We start from the raw sequence: 16,001 nt of genomic DNA, 5'->3' as shown, positions 1-16,001 counted from the left end.
CAAAGGGAAACCGCAGTGACGACTGACGCGCACACCGCTGTCCCCAGCCTGGACAGCGATCTCTTCCACATCGACCAGTACGAGACCTACGCCGCGCTGCGCGAGCGCGAACCGGTGAGCAAGGTGAGCTTCATCGGCCGGGAGGCCTTCCTGATCACCCGGCACGCCGAGGCCAAGGCCGCCCTGGGCGACCTGCGGCTCAGCAACGATTTCAAGAAGCAGCCGCCCGGCGTGGAACTGCCCACCTACCACGGGATTCCCGAGGACGTCCGGCCGTACTTCGCCAACAACATGGGCAGCAACGACCCGCCGGCCCACACCCGGCTGCGGCGGCTGGTCTCACGGGAGTTCACCGCACGCCGGGTGGAGTCCATGCGCACGCGGGTCGCGCAGCTCGCCGAGCACCTGCTCGACGGCCTCGCCGGCGAGCGGGAGACCGACCTGGTCGAGCGCTTCGCCTACCCGCTGCCCATCACCGTGATCAGCGAGCTGCTCGGCGTCGAGGAGCGCTACCAGGGCGATTTCGGCCGGTGGAGCAACGAGTTCCTGGTGATCGACGCCGACCGGGTGGAGCAGCGCGAGCATGCCGCCCGCGCCCTGGTCGGCTTCATCCTCGAACTCGTCGACCGCCGCCGCGCCGACCCCGGCTCCGACCTGCTCTCGGCGCTCATCCACGTCCACGACGAGGACGAGGACCGGCTCAGCACCGACGAACTCGCCTCGGTGGTGCTGATCCTGCTCATCGCCGGCTTCGAGACCTCGGTGAGCCTCATCGCCATGGCCACCTACCTGCTCCTCACCCACCCCGGCGAACTGGCCAAGGTCCGCGCGGACCCGTCGCTCGTCCCGAACGCCGTGGACGAGGTGCTGCGCTTCCTCGGCCCCGCCGAGATCACCACCCGCGGAACGCTCGAACCCGTCGAGATCGGCGGTGTGCACATCCCCGCGCACAGCACCGTGCTCATCGCGGGCGCCGCGGCCAACCGCGACCCCCGCCGGTTCCCCGACCCCGAGCGGTTCGACGTCACCCGCGACACCGGCGGACACCTCTCCTTCGGCCACGGCATCCACTTCTGCGTGGGCGGCCCGCTGGCCCGGCTGGAGGGCGAGATCGCGCTGCGCGCCCTGCTGAACCGCTTCCCCGGCCTGGACCTCGCGATCCCGGCGGAGCAGGTGCGCTGGCGCCGGTCCTTCCTGCGCGGCATCGAGAGCCTTCCCGTGAGGCTGGGGCGATGAACGACGCCGACGCCGCGGCCGGGACCTGGCTGCGGCGGTTCGGGCCGCCGGGCGAAGGGGCGATGCGGCTCGTCTGCTTCCCGCACGCCGGGGGCGCCGCGAGCAGCTACCGCTCCCTCGCCCGCGCCCTGGGCCCGGAGGCCGAGGTCCTGGCCGTGCAGTATCCGGGCCGGCAGGACCGGCGGCACGAGCCGCCGGTGCCCCGGCTGGACGAACTGGCGGACCGGATCACCGGGGTGCTGGCCGCGCTCGACACGCCGGACCCGGCGCCGTACGCCCTGTTCGGCCACAGTCTGGGGGCGCTCGTCGCCTACGAGACGGCCCGGCGCCTGGACCGCCGCGGCAGCACCCCGCACCGGCTGTTCGTGTCCGCGCGCTGCGCGCCGACGGCCGGGCCGGGGCCGACCGACGGCCTGGACGGCGATGCCGCCCTGCTGGCCGAGGTCCGCAGGCTCGGCGGCGGCGACGCGCTCGACGACCCCGAGGTGCAGGCCCTGGCGCTGCCCGCGCTGCGCGCCGACTACGCGGCCCTGAAGTCCTACACCTGGCGGGAGGGGCCCGCGCTGCGGTGCCCGGTCACGGTGCTCACCGGCACGGACGACCCCCTGTGCACCCCCGAGCAGGCGCTCGGCTGGCTCCGGCTGGCGGTCGTACCGGGGCGCTCACGGGTCTTCGGCGGGGGCCACTTCTATCTGGAGGACCGTGCCACCGAGGTGGCGTCGGCCGTTCTGACCGATCTCGGACTGCGTGCGCCGCAAGCCGCCCTGTCCCGTGCGACCGACACTTGAGAAAGGGAAGCCCGTGCGTTTGCTCGTCACCGGCGCCGCCGGATTCATCGGGTCGACCTATGTGCGCAACGTGCTCGCCGGAGCCTACGGCGAGGCCGGCGAAGTGCGGATCACGGCACTGGACAAGCTCACCTACGCGGGCAATCCCGCCAACCTCGCCGAGGTGCGGGGCCACCCGGACCTGACCTTCGTGCAGGGCGACATCTGCGACACGGAGCTGCTCGCCGACCTCGTGCCGGGGCACGACGCGGTGGTCAACTTCGCCGCGGAGAGCCATGTGGACCGCTCGATCGCAGGTGCGGACGACTTCGTGCGCACCAACGTCCTCGGCACCCAGGCCCTGCTGTCCGCGGCGCGTGCCGCGCGGGTGCCCCGGTTCGTGCACATCTCCACCGACGAGGTGTACGGATCGATCGAGTCGGGCTCCTGGACCGAGGACTGCGCCCTGCTGGCGAACTCGCCCTACGCCGCCTCCAAGGCCGGGGCCGACATCCTGGCGCGCGCCTACGCCCGTACGTACGGGATGGACGTGAGCGTGACCCGGTGCAGCAACAACTACGGCCCCCGCCAGTACCCCGAGAAGCTCATCCCGCTGTTCGTGACCAACCTGCTGGAGGGCGAGCGGGTGCCGCTGTACGGGGACGGCCTGAACGTCCGGGACTGGCTGCACGTGGACGACCACTGCCGGGGTGTGCAGCTGGTGCTGGAGAAGGGCAGGGCGGGTCAGGCGTACAACATCGGCGGCGGCGAGGAGCTGACCAACCTCGAACTGACCCGCCTGCTGCTGGCGGAGTGCGGGGCCGATCCGGAGCGGATCGTCCACGTGCCCGACCGGCCGGGCCACGACCGCCGCTACTGCGTCGACGACAGCAGGATCCGGGAGCTGGGGTACGCCCCGCGCGTCCCCTTCCGGGACGGCCTGGCCCGCACGGTCGAGTGGTACCGCGACAACCCGCAGTGGTGGAAGCCGCTGCGCCGTACGCCGGCGGTCGCGGTCTGAGGCCGCCGCACACGGTCGCGAAACGGCCCGGACAGTCGCTGTCCGGGCCGTTTCCCATGCCGTGGGCCGCAGGTCAGCGGCCGCCGGGGGTGAAGCGGTAGAGCTTGTTGTTGTGGCCGCTCAGACCCTCGCCCACATTGGAGATGTAGTAGCCGGAGCCCCAGTACACGCTGCCGTCGACCACGGCCGCGCCGCCCCAGACGGAGCCGCCGCTGGCGTAGTCCCACAGGATCTTGCCGGTGTCGGCGTCCAGCGCGTACATGTTGGTGCCGCTCGGGGCAGAGGAACCCGCGTACATCACGCCGTTGGCATGGGTGATGAAGGAGTCGTCCAGCCACTTGCCGGCCTTGCCCTGCGGGTCGGCGGTCTGCCACTCGATCTTGCCGGTGGCGGCGTCGACCGCGGCGAAGAAGCCGCTGTCCACCGTGGACTTGGTGCCGTCGGCCGCGGTGATGGTCCAGGGCAGGTGGTCACCGTTGCCGATGCCGACGTAGATGCGCTTGCCGTCGGTGGCCGAGCCCCACTGGATGCCGCCCAGCGCGCCGCCCGGACCGACCTGGGTCTGCCACACGACCTTGCCGGTGGCCGGTTCGAGTGTGTAGTAGACGCCACTCTTCTGGCCTATGCCGAGCAGTTCCTTCGGCTTGCCGTCGATCTCGGTGGTGTAGAGGTTCGGGGCGGAGCCGAAGTCGAAGTCGGGCGCCTGGTTCTGCTGGTACATCATCCAGGTGTCGGCGGTCAGCGTGTGGTGCGACCACCTGATCCGGCCGGTCTTCAGGTCCAGCGCGAGCACGCTGTCGAAGTGGTCGTCCTCGGCGGGCGGGGTGCAGTCGGTCTGCTTCGGGTTGAGGCAGACTCCGGGCGGCGAGGTGTAGTTGTTGCCCGTGCCGACGAACACCAGGCCGGTCTTGTGGTCGACCACGGGCTGGCTGCCCCACACGGAGGCGCCGGTGTAGCCCTCGGGGATGGTGTAGGTCTTCCACAGGATTTTGCCGGTGTGCGCGTCGAGCGCCATCACCGAGCCGCGGAATCCCGGCGCGTCGTGGAGGGTCGACGCCTTGGAGGACACGCCCACGTAGACGACCCCGTCGTCCACCGTGGGGGAGGAGGTGACGACGGCCGTCGGATCGTCGTCGACCTTGGTCATCCACTGCTTCGCGCCGGTCCTGGCGTCGACCGAGATGATGTACGCGCTTTTCAGCGCGGTCGTCGTCAGCGTGCCGGTGCCGAGGTACAGGCTGCCCTGCCAGTACGCCGGGCTGGTCCGGGACATGTGTCCCTCGACGCCGTCGTAGTCGGCGATGCTGTGCGACCAGACCGCCTTGCCGCTGTCGGCGTCGACCGCCCACAGTTTGCCGCCCCAGTCGGGCACGTACACGGTGCCGTGTACGACGGTGGGGGTGGCGGAGATGTCGCCGTCGGCGGTGAAGACCCACTTCGGCGCCAGCGTGCCGACGTTCCGCGGGCCGATGGTGTGCTCGGTGGCGGCGTTGCGGGTGTTGTGGTTGTTCTGCCCCGCGCTGGCCCACTCGGGCTGCACGGGCACGCGCCGGGCCGCGGCGGGCCCGGCGCCGGTGGCGGGGGCGCCGGTGGCGGCGGGCGTGACCGTGGCCAGCAGGAGGGCGGCGCAGCCGGCCGCCGCGGCGGCCAGCCGCCGCCACGGCCTCGGCCGCGGTGCGGACCGTGGACTGGTCCTGGTGCTCATGGGGTGATTCCTCGTTCCCTCGGTAGGGGGCGGCCGGCACGGGACGGGGCCGGGAGCCGTCTCGGGGCTCCCGGACCTCGGCCCGCGGCGCGGTGCGCCCCGGAGTGGCCGGCCGGCCGGATCGCCGGCCGCGTGTGATGGGGCGCGCGGGGAGCGCGCTCAGGGTGTGGCCGTCACGGGTGCGTCGCACCAGTCGGCGACCCGCACCTCGACGACGCCGCAGGCGTCCTCGGCGCCGATGGCGCTGCCGGAGATCTGCTGGAGGAACCGGCGCGCGGGTGCGTTGCGCCGGGTGGGCCGGTAGGGGAGCCGCATGGTGCGGCAGCCGGCCGCGCGGGCCTTCTCGCCCAGCATCCGCAGCATGCGCGTCTCCACCTGGCGGTTGAGGACGCGGCAGCTGAGCAGGAAGACGGGCACGTCGAGCACGCCGCCGTCGGCCCGTGCCAGGACGAGCCCGACGGTGCCGTAGTCGCCGAAGACGTCGCTGACCCGTACCGTCCAGCCCTGTCCGCCCTCGTCGAGCAGCCGCCGCAGCTCGGGCACCGTGAAGGCGGTGCCCGCGAGGGTGAACTGCGTGGTGCGGGAGGTCAGTTGGGCGGCCCGGTCCAGCGCGGCGTCGGTCAGCCGGGTCATCGTGACCTCGATGGCGCAGCGGGCCAGGAACTCCTCGTAGTCCGCGACCGACCGCTCCAGCTCCCGGCGCTGCGGCTCGGCTCCGTACCAGTCGGCCCGCAGCCGGTCCTCGTCGGTCACCGTGAGCTGGTCGAAGGCCGTCTCGCGGGCCAGTTGGCGCGCCGCCGCGTCGTCGTCGCGGGTCAGCTCCACCACGGCGACCTCGGGCAGCTGCGCGCGCACCGAGGCGCATTCGACGGCGTCGTCGTCCACGAAGACGAACGAGTTCAGCGCGAGTCCCAGCTCGGCGGAGAGCTCGGCCAGGTACTGGGCCTTGGGCTGCCAGCCGATCCGGTGGGCGGTGACGTCCTCCATGGCCAGGGCCATGCCGGGGTTGCCGGCGAACACGGCCCGCACGTCCGCCTCCTCGTTGCGGCTGCACAGGCACAGCAGCTTTCCGCGGGCGCGCTGGTCCAGCATGAACTCCTGCACCTTGCGCCGCCCCGGACCGATCTCCACCCCGAGCGGTCCGTCCTCGCCGCACACCCCGGTCCACAGGGTGTTGTCGCAGTCGAGCACCACGACCTTGCGGGGCCGGTGCCAGGTGGTGGCGGCCAGCCGCACCAGCCAGTCGGCCAGCGCCTCGAAGTACGCGTCGCTGTAGGGGAGATGGGCGATGCGGTCGGCGTACTCGTCGTGCGTCTCCGGTACCTCGTAGCGCTCCGCGAGGTCGTCGAGCGGGACGAGATGCATACCGGGCAGCGGCTCGACGGCCCCGGCGATCCGCCGGGCGGCGGTCTCGATCCACCGGGCGGCGGCCGGGTCGGCGAGGGCGCCCGGCGACGGCGGGGTCAGCGCCACCAGCCAGGTGGCCGCGCTGCGGGTGGGGGCGGCGGACAGTACCGAGAGCAGCTCGTCCAGCAGCCGGTCGCCGGCCGAGGGGTGCGCGGCGCCCCGGTACAGGTCCTCGGCCCGCACCAGCAGCAGGTTCACCCCGGCGTGGGACAGCAGCACGCTGTCCGGGTCCAGCATCGGCTCCACCAGCTGGCCGTACGGCGCCGCCTGGATCTCGCGTCCGCTCTCCCGCAGCCGCCGGGCCAGGGCGTCCCTGAGCCCGTCCGAGGTGAAGGTCGCGGCGAGGGCGACGCCCGCGCTCCTCGCCTCGCTCATGCGGCCTGGCCGTTCAGGCGGGCGTGGACGGCCGTGGCGAGTTCGGCGGCGGTGGTGTCGTTGCCGAGCGCGTGCACGGGCAGTTCCACGCCCAGTTCGCGCCACAGCCGCGACAGCACGCGCACGGCGCGCATCGAGTCGCCGCCCAGCGCGGCGAAGGGGACGTCCGGGTCGACCGTGTCCAGGCCCAGGACACCACACCAGGCTTCCAGCACCGTGCCTTCCACAGCCTTCAGTTCGTTCGCTTCCATCTCGAGAGCACCCTCGTTCCGGCCGTGACCGGCCAACGCATACGGCGGAAAATGTGAAGCAGGCAGACGGCCGAAATCCGATGGCCGGATACAGGCCTGGAGGCCGCTCGTCGGACGCGGCGCGATGGATTCGGGATCGTACCTGTTCGAGTTCTTCGGTGTAGCGTGCACGATGGCGGTCGCGGTCGGTCAAGTACGTTCGCTGGAGCGCCGGTTGATCGGGCGCCGACGGCACAATCCGTCAACCCCGCGCGATTCCAGGTGCGTTAGGATGCCCGCCCGCGGTCGTTTACCCCCCACCGGTCTGCCAGGAGTCGAGAAAGCAATCATGCGTAAAAACGGGTTGGCCAGTCTCATCCCCCTTTACTTCATCATCCTGATCGACAACCTGAGTGTCAGCCTCATCATTCCGGTGCTGATTCCCATCTCCTACGACGCCCATATCGGCATCATGCGGAGCGCTGAAACCAGTACGCGCGACCTGTTTTACGGGCTCGCCATCGGAAGCTATTCGCTGGCGATGTTCCTCGGTGCCCCGCTGCTGGGCTCGCTGTCGGACCACTTCCGCCGCAAGAAGACGCTGACGCTGTGTCTGCTGGGGCTGGCCCTGGGCTACGCGCTGACGATCACCGCGCTGGTGCGCCGGGACGTCACCCTGTTCGTCGTCGGCCGGGTGGTCGGCGGCCTGTTCTCCGGCAGCCTGCCGGTCGCCCAGGCGGCCATCCTGGACGTGACGCCGAAGGAACGCCGGGTGAACGTCATCGGCCTGATCATGTTCTGCGTCTCCACCGGGTACGTGGTGGGCCCGCTCATCGGCGGATACCTCAGCGACTCCAGCCTGGTCTCCTGGTTCAGCCTCCGGACGCCGTTCGTCTTCGTCGCCGGTGTCACCGTGCTCAACCTGCTGATCCTGCTGCTGACCTACCGCGAGGAGCCGGCCCCCCGGCCCGCCGGGCGCATGGCCTTCCCGAACCCGGTCAAACACCTGATGGAGTCCTTCACCTTCCCCGGCGTCCGGGTGCTCTGCGGCGCCCTGCTCCTGATGTCCCTGGGCTGGACGGCCTTCTTCCAGTTCATCGGCCTGTACCTGACGGCGAACCAGGGCTTCGACCAGCGCGCGGTCACCAACCTCATCTCGGTGGTCGGCGTGGGCCTCGCGGCGGCCTTCCTGTCGCTCGTGCCGCTGTCGATGAAGTACCTCAAGCCGCGCATCGCGGTGGCCGGAGCGCTGGCGGTGATGACCGTCTGCATCGCCGGCACCGCGCTGACCGGCTCGAAGGCCGTGCTCTACGTGCTGTGCCTGGTCGGCGCGGCCACCTACGGCATCTCCTACAGCGGTCTGGTGGGCATGATGTCGGGTGCCGTCGACGACAGCCACCAGGGCTCCGTCATGGGCACGGCCGGTGCCATCGCGGCCATCTCCGCGGGCGCGTCCGGCGTCGTCTTCGGCGCCGTCAGCGGCTCCAACTCGGTGCCCGTCTTCTCCGCCGCGGCCTTCGCCTTCCTCGCCTTCGTGCTGTCCGCCGTGGCGGGCCGGAGCGCCGGCGGTTCCGCCAAGGAGGCGCAGGAGGAGAACGCGGACGACCCGGACCGGACCTCCGCACTCTGACGTCCCCCGCCGGCCGCCGGCGCCACGAGGCCCGGTGCCGCAAGCGGCACCGGGCCTCGTGGCGCCGCCTTACAGAACACCCGGCCCCGCTGCGACGGGCTCGGCGGGCAGGGCGATCAGTTCGGGGACCGGGGAGGTCGGCGGCGGGTCCAGCAGGCGGCGCACCAGCCGCGCCGCCACCGGTTCCACCGGGCCGGCCGTCTCCCGCGCGCTGGGCGAGTTCGTCTGCTCGGTCCACAGCATCCCCGGCCGCGCGAGGAGGAACCCCACGCCGGGATGGTGCCGGGCCGCCCAGTGCACCAGGCCCTCGACGGCGGACTTGGCCGCGACGTAGTGCGGCCAGTCGCGGGGCGGCTCGCGCAGGGCGGCCGAGGAGACCACCAGGCAACTGCTCCGCCCCGGCCGCAGGAGCGGGAGCAGCCCCGCCAGGGGCGCGCTGACCAGCCGCAGCGAACCGGTCAGGAACGCGTCCATGCGGTCCAGGTCGGTGGCGGCCAGGCCGAGGGTGCGCAGCGGCGGCGCCGCGCTGCACACCAGGAAGTCGAGCCCGCCGCACTTCTGTTCGGCGCGGGCGCGCAGTCCGTCGCTCCAGCGCGGGTCCGCGGCGTCTCCGGGCGCGGAGCGCAGCAGCCCCGGCAGCCGGCCGGCGTCGTCCAGCAGGCTCTGCGGCAGCGTGCTCCGGTGCCCGACGAAGACCTCGCATCCCTGCGACACCAGGGCCAGGGAGAGCGCCGCGCCGAGTCCGCGGCTGCCCCCGACGACGACGGCCGAGGTACCCCGCAGCCGGGTGGACGGGCTCAGATGCGCGCCCAGCGCGGCCGCGGTGGCCAGCGGAGCGGGCTCGCGGACCATCGCCTCGATCTCGGCCACGGCCACGACCACGCCGTCCGCCGAGACCTCCCCGGCGATCGTCAGCAGCCCGAAGCGGGGGTCGGCATGGACCACGCGGGCGGTGTACGACAGGCGCGCGGGGCCGCTGACGGCCACCGGCCGGAAGTCCAGCGCCACCCGGCCGAGCAGGCAGTTCTCACCCGGCAGACGCATCCCGGCGAGGTGGCTCGACCACAGCAGACAGGCCAGGGGCAGCCGCCCGAGCAGCCGGGAGGCGACCGGGAACCGGTCGCACAGCGCGTCCAGCCCGTCCGGGCCGTACGTGCCGGACACCGTGGTGCCCGGCGGCAGTTCCCCGATGGTGTGCCGGGGTGCCGTGCGCACCGGCGGCGCGGGCAGCGGCTCCACGTCCGGCGGGGTGCCGGGGCGCACGCGTACCGTCAGGCAGGCGCGGTCCCCGTCGAGCAGCCGGCGGCCCGCGCCGGCCCGAACGCCGCCGAGCGCCTCGGAGCGATAACGCACGCCGGGGAAGACGGGGTTGCCGAAGTCGACCTCGATCCCGCCCGCGCCCGCGCCCTCGGGCGCCTGTTCCTCCAGCGTCCCCAGGGCGGCGAGGACGCCGTGGGCGACCGTCCGGCCGAAGGGCGTGCCGCGGGCGTAATCGGGCCGGCAGTGCAGCGCGTTGTGATCGCCGCTCACCCGCGCGAACAGCGCCACGTCGTCTTCCGAGAGCAGCACGTGGATACCTCCGATGGGATGTCCGCAAGACCGGACGCTTGAGTACCGCTGCATTCGCGGGTGTTCAATCGAGGAACGGCCGCAGTTGAACACCGCACGGCGCGAGGGCTCCCGTGCATGCTGGTGACGGCGGATTCCCGCACGGCATTATGGGCGCGGTGGGGCGCCCGCCCGCAAGATCTACCGGGATTCGAGTGCAGATGCACCGGAGCGGTGTACCAATTATTCGGTGGCCTCGGCGGTTGAAAGGTCTGTGTCTGCATGACGGAGCGTCAGGCAAGCGCCTACGAGCGCTTTCAATGGTATCGGTACCAGCGGAATCCCGATGATCCGGGACTCACCGTCGGCTATGTGTACGCGCTGACCGGAGAAGTCGACACCGACCGGCTCGAAGACGCACTTCGGGAAGTGGTTTCCACGGCTTTCCCGCGCCTTCTCGACTATTTAACCGAAGTCGGCGGGGAACTGATCGCGAAGAGTCGTCCGCTGCCCCGGCGGATATTGCGGCGGTGCGAGCGGCAGGACGTGCTCCTCGACTCCGGTGGCATCGACCCCACCGGACAGGAGCTGTTCCGCTTCCGGTACTGCCGGGTGTCCCCGCAGAAGCTGCTGCTCCGCCTGGACTTCAGCCACGTGGTGTTCGACGGCGGCTGCTACGCGCCGTTCTGCGCCGCGCTCAGCGCCTGCTGGGAGGGCGAAACCCCGGTGCTCGAAAGGCAGTTCGGCGCGGCGCCGCGCTCCGGCGACGGCGCGGACGCCGCCTACTGGCGTTCGATGCTGGCCGGCCGCCCCCTGCACCAGCCGCTGCCCTTCTCCGCCGCGGAGCCCCGGCGCGACGGCCGGCGCATCTCGGTCAAGGAGACGATCACCGGCGACCAGGCCGAGGACATCCACCGGTTCCTGCGCCGGCACGAGCTGAGCCTGCTGCAGTTCGTGGTGGGCGTCACCGGCGCGCTCGTGCACGCCTACGGCGACGACGACGAGCGCGGCGTCGTCGTCGCGCACACCGTGGACACCCGGCCGTACGGAGCCCCGTACGGCTGCCACACCAATCTGCTGCCGCTGTGGCTGGACGTCCGGGCGGAGCGAGACGCGCTGTCGCTGCTGGAGCAGGTGCGCGCCCAGCGCGAGAACCTCCGGGACCACCAGGGCTTCCCGGTGTCCGATCTGCTCGCCCTGGCCGCGGGCGAGCACGGCCGCACGGTGGACCAGGGCGGCAGCGCGCTCAACCTCGTGGTGAACGCGTCCTCGGCGATGCTGCCGACCACGGTTCCGCGGCTGAGCGGGCTGGACGTCTCCTGGGTCCGCAAGCCCGACACCGGCAGCTCCAGCGACCTGAGCGTCAACTTCAGCTCCGACGAGCAGGGCATCCACCTCTCCTTCGACTCCGCCACGCACGTGCTCTCGCCCGAGGCCCTGTCCGCGCTGGCGGCCAACTTCCTGCGCATGGCCCGGTTCGTGGCCGCCGATCCGCACCGCCCCACGGCACAGTGCGACCTGTCGCGCCCCCTGGAGCCGGTGGCCGAGGGGGCGGTCCCGGCCGCCGGGACCGGCGAGGGCCTGGGCGCGGCGCTGGTCCGGACCGCCCGGCAGAACCCGGACCGGGTGGCCGTCGTGGACGACCACCGCTCGCTCACCTACGGCGAACTGCTCGACGCCGCACACCGGCTCGGCCAGGACCTCTTTGGCGACGCCACCCCGGCCCGGCCCGGCACGGCGCCCGTCGGCGTGTTCCTTGAGCGCTCGGCGGCGATCCCCGTCGCCTATCTGACCGCGCTGGCGCTGCGGCGGACGTTCGTACCGATGGACCCCCGACTGCCGGACGCCCGACTCGCGTACATGGCCGCGGCCGCGGAACCGGGCGTCATCCTGGTGGACGCGGCGACCCGTGACCGGGCGGCGCGGCTGTTCCCCGGCATACCCAGGCGGGAGGTGGACGGCGCACCCGCCCCGTCCGCCGGCCCGCACCGTGCCGGCATCCGGCCCTCCACCCCGGCCGACGGCGACCGCACCGCCTACGTGATGTTCACCTCGGGCTCGACCGGGAACCCCAAGGGCGTGGCGGTGAGCGAGGGCAACCTCGCCAACTTCCTGCACTCCGTGCGCCAGGACCCCTCGATGGGCCCGGACGACCGCATCGTGGCCCTGACCCCGATCGGCTTCGACATCTCCCTGCTGGAGATCCTGCTGCCGCTGCTGTGCGGCGCGCGCCTGCGGATGCTCTCCGACGAGACCAGGAGCAGCGGGGCCCTGCTGGCCGAGCACATCGACGCCGCCGGCGCCACCGTCGTCCAGGCCACCCCCTCCACCTGGCGCATCCTGAAGGCGGCCGGCTGGCGGGCCCGGCAGCCCATGACCCTGCTGTGCGGCGGGGAGGCGCTGGACCGCGACCTCGCGGAGTACCTGCTGAGCCAGAGCGCGGCCGTCTACAACATGTACGGCCCGACCGAGGCGACCATCTGGGCGAGCTGGCAGCGCGTGACCGGCGCGGGCCACATTCACCTGGGGGAGCCCGCGCTGGGCACCCGGTTCTACGTCGTGGACGCCGACGGCCGCTCCGTGGCACCCGGCATGGCGGGCGAGCTGATGATCGCCGGCGACTGTGTGGCCCAGGGGTACCTCAACGCCCCGGCGACGGCCTTCGGCAGCCTGCCCGACGGAACGCCGTCCTACCGGACCGGCGACCTGGTCCGCTACGAGGGCCCCGCGCGTGTCACCTACGTCTCGCGCAAGGACGGCCAGCGCAAGGTCAACGGCCACCGGATCGAACTGGACGAGGTGGCCGCCGCGGTGACGGCACGGGTGCCGTCCGCGACCGTCGTCGCCGTCGTACGGCCCGAACCCGAGCCGCACCTGCGCTGCTTCGTGTGGCTGCCGGCCGGCGAGAGCTTCGACGCCGCCGCCGTCCGGGAACGCCTGCGGGACACCCTGCCGTACTACATGGTGCCGCAGGCCGTGCACCGGCTGACCCGGATCCCGCTGACGGCCAACGGCAAGACCGACGTCAGAAAGCTGAGCGAGGCCCCCCTGTCCGCGCTGGACCTGTACCCGCAGGACGAGGCGTCCGAGCGGCCGGCCGACGCGGCGCGCGCCGCGGTGGACACCGGCGCGGCGGGCGGCCCGGACACGGGTGCGGCGGACGGGCCGGACCTCCTCGGCGAGCTGCGCCGGCTCGTCGCCGCCGAACTGGGCCTGCCGGAGCCGGACGCCGACCGGCCCCTGGGCTACCAGGGCGTCACCTCGCTCGGCTACAACATCCTCGCCGCGCGGATCGGCGAGCGGTACGGGATCACCGTCCACGCGCACGACTTCTACCGGATGAACACCCTGCGCAACGTCGCCGAGACCGTCGCACGGCTGTCCGAGGGGCGGACCGGGGAACGGCCGGAGGCCCGGCCGGCCACCGCGCCGCGACCGGGACCGGCCGACGGCCGGCCCGGCGCCGACGGCCGGCTGGCCATCGTCGGCCTCTCGGCGGTCCTGCCCGGCGGCCCGGACCCCGACGCGTTCTGGCAGACCCTGCTCGACGGCAGGGACTGCGTCACACCCGCACCGGCCGGGCGCGGCCTGCCCGGCGAGTTCGCCGGATTCCTCCCCGGCGTCAGGGGATTCGACGCCAGGTTCTTCTCCATCTCGCCACGCGAGGCGAGCTGGATGGACCCCCGCCAGCGGCTGCTGCTCCAGTCCGCCTGGCACACCCTGGAGGACGCCGGGTACGCACCCTCCGACCTGAGCGGCTCGCGCACCGGGTGCTACATCGCGGCCACCGGCAACGACTACGCGCTGCTCCAGGCCCGCGCGGACGCCCGGCAGATCCCGTACTCGCTGGTGGGGCACTCGCTGAGCCTCATCGCCAACCGCGTCTCCTCCTGGTTCGACTGGCACGGCCCCTCCGCGGTCCTCGACACCGCCTGCTCCGGTTCCCTGGTGGCGCTGGTCCGGGCCTGCCGCGACCTGCGCGCCGGGGTGTGCGACGCGGCCCTGGTCGGCGGCGTGAACCTCATCCTCGACTCCCAGATCAACGAGGGACTGCACGCCGCGCGGTTCCTCTCCCCGGAGCACCGCTGCGCCACCTTCGACGCCGCCGCCGACGGCTATGTGCGCGGCGAGGGCTACGGCACCTTCCTGGTCAAGCGGCTGGCGGACGCGCTCGCCGACGGCGACGACATCCGGGCGGTCGTCGAGAGCGTGGCGGAGAACCACGGCGGCCGCGCCAACTCGCTCACCGCGCCCAACCCCAACGCCCAGTACCGCCTGCTCCTGGACGCCTACACGCCCGAACTCGCCGCCCGCACCGGGTACATCGAGACCCACGGCACCGGAACGGCACTGGGCGACGCGATCGAGATCGACGCGCTGAAGCGGGCCTGGCGGCACCTGGTGCCGCGGTCCGCGGGCGGCCGGGTCCGGCTCGGCGCGGTCAAGTCCCACATCGGGCACCTGGAGCCCGCCGCGGGCGTCGCCTCCCTGACCAAGGTGGTCAAGGCGTTCGAACACCGGACGCTGCCGGCCAACCTGCACTTCCAGGACCCCAACCCCGGCATCGCCCTGGAGGAGGGGCCCTTCGAGGCGGTGCGCAAGACGGTCCCCTGGGGCGAGGACGGCGGCGAACTCGTCGCGGGCATCAGCTCCTTCGGCTTCGGCGGGTCCAACGCGCACGTCGTCCTGTCCGCGCCGCCGGGCCGCGCCGCCCGGCGCCCGGTCTCCCCGCGCCCCCGGCTGGTCCCGCTGTCGGCGCGCACCCCGCAGGCGCTGCGCCGTCTGACGGCCGCGCTGCTCGACCGTGTCGAGCGGTCCGGTCCGCTCTCGGACCACGACCTGCTCGACCTCTCGTACACCCTGTGCCGCCGGGAGCACCTGCCGTGCCGCCTGGCGTGGTGCCCGTCCTCCGGCGAGGAACTCCTGCGCGCACTGCGCACGGCCGGCGAACCGCGCCACGCGCCGCGCACGGAGCGGGAAGGCGGCGTGTGGCAGGCGACCCCCGAGTCGGCCCGCGACCGGTTCCTGGCCGGCGGCCCGGTCGACACGCAGGCCCTGTTCGCCGCCGACGCCCCCCGCCGGCTGCGGCTGCCCGGCTACCCGTTCGAGGAGACGGACCTGTGGTTCACGGACGAGGAGCGGACGGCATGACGACCCGAGCCGACCAGACCGCCGGCCCGGCGGCGGTGGAGCCGCCGCGGCTGCTCGACACCGGCGAACCGGACACCTTCCGGGTGCCGGTCGAGACCGGCCACCCCTACCTCGCTCAACACCTGGTGCAGGGCCGGCGCGTGCTGCCCGGCGTCGCCTGCCTGGAGATGGCACTGCGCGGGGCCGCCCGGGTCCGCCCCGGCGCGCGGCCGTTCGCCGTCCGCGACGCCGCCTGGCTGCGTCCCGTCTACGGCGACGAGCCGCTGGACGAGCTGTCCGTCGCCTTCCGCACCGCACCCGGCGCTCGGGAGACGGACTACACCGTCACCAACCGCGGCGCGCTCTGCGCCATGGGCACCCTCCTTTTCGAACCGCAGGACCGCGCGCTCGCGGTGGGACTGGAGGTACGCGACGAGATCTGCGCGCACACCCGGTCCCATCTCACCCGAGCGGAAATCTACGAAGAATTCTCGAACATGGGCATCGACTACGGCCCGTATTTCCGCCGCAACAGCTATGTGCAGCGGCACGGACAGCGGTCGCTCGCCTGGCTCTCGCACAACGACGGCACCCGGATCGGGCTGGTCAACCTTCTCGACTGCGCCTTCCAGTCCGGCATGGCGATCTCCATCGGAGAGCACCGTGACAGCTTGATGCCCTTCTCCATGGGCCATATGGTCTTTCACGCGCCGACGCGCTTTCCGCTCGGTTCCGCTTTCGTCCTGACGGAAAAACTCTCCCCCTTCAGGACCAACTTCACCTTGTTCGACGAGGATTACGAACCGCTTCTGTCGGTATTCGACCTCGGTGTGAAACCCGCTCTTTGAATCCGGCGTCCTAGGCATAGGGGATTTTGTTGAGTCGCAACGAATGGCGAAGCGGAGATTCCGCGTCCGGTACAGCGCGCCCCGATGTCCCGCTGGTTCGCCGT

General features: G+C 72.5%; 10 protein-coding genes. 6 read left to right on the top strand and 4 right to left on the bottom strand.

What is annotated here, in order from left to right; all coding sequences use genetic code 11:
* Positions 1 to 15: 15 nt before the first annotated feature.
* The 3 genes from HEP81_RS39355 to rfbB are packed head-to-tail and all read left to right on the top strand — an operon-like array spanning position 16 to position 3,024.
* Positions 16 to 1,236 (top strand): cytochrome P450 family protein, encoded by a 1,221-nt coding sequence (locus tag HEP81_RS39355; protein ID WP_037663518.1) that lies wholly within the window; start codon positions 16 to 18, stop codon positions 1,234 to 1,236.
* Entirely contained in the window at positions 1,233 to 2,024 is a 792-nt protein-coding gene (locus HEP81_RS39350) for a thioesterase II family protein (RefSeq protein ID WP_037663519.1), read from the top strand. The genes HEP81_RS39355 and HEP81_RS39350 overlap by 4 nt, the downstream gene beginning before the upstream one ends.
* Before the next feature lie 13 nt (positions 2,025 to 2,037).
* Positions 2,038 to 3,024, top strand: coding sequence for a dTDP-glucose 4,6-dehydratase (gene rfbB, locus HEP81_RS39345; RefSeq protein WP_037663520.1), 987 nt, complete (start codon positions 2,038 to 2,040; stop codon positions 3,022 to 3,024).
* A gap of 73 nt (positions 3,025 to 3,097) precedes the next feature.
* Here rfbB and HEP81_RS39340 read toward each other — a convergent pair whose 3' ends face one another.
* From HEP81_RS39340 to HEP81_RS39330, 3 genes are all read right to left on the bottom strand, one after another.
* Positions 3,098 to 4,729: an outer membrane protein assembly factor BamB family protein gene (locus tag HEP81_RS39340; protein WP_051850689.1), complete on the bottom strand. Its 1,632-nt coding sequence runs from the start codon at positions 4,727 to 4,729 to the stop codon at positions 3,098 to 3,100.
* Between the two features lie 159 nt (positions 4,730 to 4,888).
* Positions 4,889 to 6,511, bottom strand: coding sequence for an HAD-IIIC family phosphatase (locus tag HEP81_RS39335; RefSeq protein ID WP_037663522.1), 1,623 nt, complete (start codon positions 6,509 to 6,511; stop codon positions 4,889 to 4,891).
* Positions 6,508 to 6,762 (bottom strand): acyl carrier protein, encoded by a 255-nt coding sequence (locus tag HEP81_RS39330; protein ID WP_011113102.1) that lies wholly within the window; start codon positions 6,760 to 6,762, stop codon positions 6,508 to 6,510. The genes HEP81_RS39335 and HEP81_RS39330 overlap by 4 nt, the downstream gene beginning before the upstream one ends.
* A gap of 343 nt (positions 6,763 to 7,105) precedes the next feature.
* On the opposite strand from HEP81_RS39330, the gene HEP81_RS39325 reads away from it, so the two are divergent.
* The gene (locus tag HEP81_RS39325) at positions 7,106 to 8,371 is read left to right on the top strand and encodes an MFS transporter (RefSeq protein ID WP_063755295.1); all 1,266 of its coding nucleotides are present in this window, start codon (positions 7,106 to 7,108) and stop codon (positions 8,369 to 8,371) included.
* A gap of 69 nt (positions 8,372 to 8,440) precedes the next feature.
* Here the strand turns inward: HEP81_RS39325 and HEP81_RS39320 are convergent, their stop codons facing one another.
* The gene (locus HEP81_RS39320; protein ID WP_037663524.1) at positions 8,441 to 9,940 is read right to left on the bottom strand and encodes an SDR family NAD(P)-dependent oxidoreductase; all 1,500 of its coding nucleotides are present in this window, start codon (positions 9,938 to 9,940) and stop codon (positions 8,441 to 8,443) included.
* A 261-nt stretch (positions 9,941 to 10,201) separates the two neighbouring features.
* Between HEP81_RS39320 and HEP81_RS39315 the strand changes: the two genes are divergently transcribed.
* Positions 10,202 to 15,070 carry a beta-ketoacyl synthase N-terminal-like domain-containing protein gene (locus HEP81_RS39315; protein ID WP_078967760.1) on the top strand — a complete coding sequence of 1,623 codons (4,869 nt, stop codon included), beginning with the start codon at positions 10,202 to 10,204 and terminating at the stop codon, positions 15,068 to 15,070.
* Positions 15,067 to 15,897, top strand: a complete 831-nt coding sequence (locus HEP81_RS39310) for a polyketide synthase dehydratase domain-containing protein (RefSeq protein WP_037663527.1) — start codon at positions 15,067 to 15,069, stop codon at positions 15,895 to 15,897. Before HEP81_RS39315 ends, HEP81_RS39310 begins: the two co-directional genes overlap by 4 nt.
* Positions 15,898 to 16,001 lie beyond the last annotated feature (104 nt).

The sequence above is a fragment of the Streptomyces griseofuscus genome, from assembly GCF_014673495.1.
Classification (GTDB): domain Bacteria; phylum Actinomycetota; class Actinomycetes; order Streptomycetales; family Streptomycetaceae; genus Streptomyces; species Streptomyces murinus.
This window is presented reverse-complemented; position numbering and strand designations above follow the sequence as displayed.